This is a genomic window from Pseudonocardia sp. Ae505_Ps2 (genome assembly GCF_001932425.1).
Lineage (GTDB): Bacteria > Actinomycetota > Actinomycetes > Mycobacteriales > Pseudonocardiaceae > Pseudonocardia.
Genome location: NZ_MCIP01000002.1, coordinates 38,554 through 40,325 on the forward strand (window position 1 = coordinate 38,554; position 1,772 = coordinate 40,325).

The following is a 1,772-nucleotide window of genomic DNA, read 5'->3' on the forward strand; positions in this document are numbered from 1 at the left end:
CGGTCCCCTCGGGCATGGCAGGGAGGTCCACCCCGCACACTGCGGCGGCGGCCTCGACAACCTGATCCCGTCCGGTTGCCAGGCGTACGAGCAGTGGAATCAGGTCCCCACCGGGCCTCGCTCCGATCTCGATCACGCGCGGTCCAGTACGGGTCAGGCGCAGCTCAGTGTGGGTCGCACCCCAGGTGATCTCGACGGCAGCATGCGTGGCTTGAACTACGGAGACGATCGCCGAGTCGTCCGCAGTCACCGGCTCCCTCGGCGCGACCACGTGCCCAATCTCCTCGAAGTACGGTGCAGGTCCGAGAGACTTTCGTGTAACAGCCAGGATCTCGGGGACGCCGTCTCGGACCACGCACTCCACCGAGATCTCCGGCCCATCCAGAAACTCCTCGACCAGGAGTCGCCCACCAGCCGAGCCATAGACACCGTGTCCAGAGTTGGCGGCGACGGCGTAGGCAGCGTCGAACTCGAAGTCGGCGTCAACCCGGATCACGCCGATGCTCCCAGCGAGTGCCTGTGGCTTCAGCACTACTGGGTAGCCGAGCTCCTGGGCTGCGGCACGCGCCGCGTCACGGGAGTCGACCCGGACGCTTCGGGCTGACGGGACGTTGCCGGTTTTCAACCGCGCACGCATCTCGGCCTTGTCTCGGCACGCACGGGCGGTCGAGATCGAGTTGGCACGAAACCCAGCGCCTGCGCCGACCTCTGCCGCTGTCTCGACGGCAAACTCATCGTAAGTGAATATTCCATCGAAACAGTTGAGGTTTCGACGGACATACTCAGAAACGACTGCCGGATCGCGGTGATCAATGGCGACGTGTCTGTCGACAACCGCTCTCTGCGATTCGTTGGCGGAAGCGTCGAGCAGTGTCACCCGAAAGCTGCGCGCCAACGCTTCGAGTGAATATCCCCGGTAAACCGGATCGCCAGCACCTAAAAGCAGTAGCCTCGGCAGCAGCATCTTCCACCCCAAATGCTATTTATCACCTTGCGGGGCCCCCTAACTCCGGAGGGTGAACCTACACGACGGACCATCACGGCATGAAGAGCTGTGACATAGAGCATTTCAAGCCACGGGCATCCGGACCCGGCGTGGAACCGGCTCTTCCGGGAGTGGACTGCAGGTCAGGCCCCAGCAGGTCGACAGTCGATGGCTGAGAGACGACGGTCCGGGGCGTAACCATCATCAGTGAGCCTTTGCCAACCTGGCTGGGACGGGGTGGGTGGATGTCCTCCGAGGCCGCCCGCTGGCCCGCCTGTTCCCTGTCGATGCAGGTCACCCCGGTGACTCCGCCAGCCTCCGATGTCGCGTCTCAAGCTTCTGACCAGGGCCAACGTCAGGTTGGCAAAGGCTCACTGAGGTGTTCTCAGTAGCGGGGTGGCAGGTCGTGGCGACACGCCGAGGGTGGTGAGATGAGCGGGAACGGGGCAGGACCCCGGTAGATCGGTTCGGTCCAGCACAGATCGACACCGTCACCGAGGTCCTGCATGTCTGATCCTGTCACCTACACCGCTGTCCTCCCGATCGGGGAGCGCACCGTGGCCTATCTGGCGCGGCTCCTGGTCCTTCAACGCCGGGTGAGTTCTGCCGGTCGTAGCACTTGATCTTGGCGAGTTGGGCGGGACAGGATGTTCCGTGCGTGAAATGTTGATGTTGTCGGATCGGGAGGAGATCTCGAGGGGTCTGGCGGAAGGCTTGTCCTACAAGCAGATCGCCTCGGTGGTGGGTCGTGATCCGTCGGTGATCTCTCGTGAGGTCCGTCGCCACG

Annotated in this window: 1 protein-coding gene and 1 pseudogene; one reads left to right on the forward strand and one right to left on the reverse strand. The window is 63.6% G+C overall.

Features of this window, described 5'->3' with window-relative positions; translation table 11 throughout:
* Positions 1 to 964 (reverse strand): ATP-grasp domain-containing protein (locus tag Ae505Ps2_RS28385; RefSeq protein WP_212567718.1); only part of this gene is annotated, 964 nt, incomplete at its 3' end.
* A gap of 687 nt (positions 965 to 1,651) precedes the next feature.
* Here Ae505Ps2_RS28385 and Ae505Ps2_RS28390 point away from each other — a divergent pair.
* Positions 1,652 to 1,772: pseudogene (locus Ae505Ps2_RS28390) on the forward strand (helix-turn-helix domain-containing protein); the annotation flags it as partial.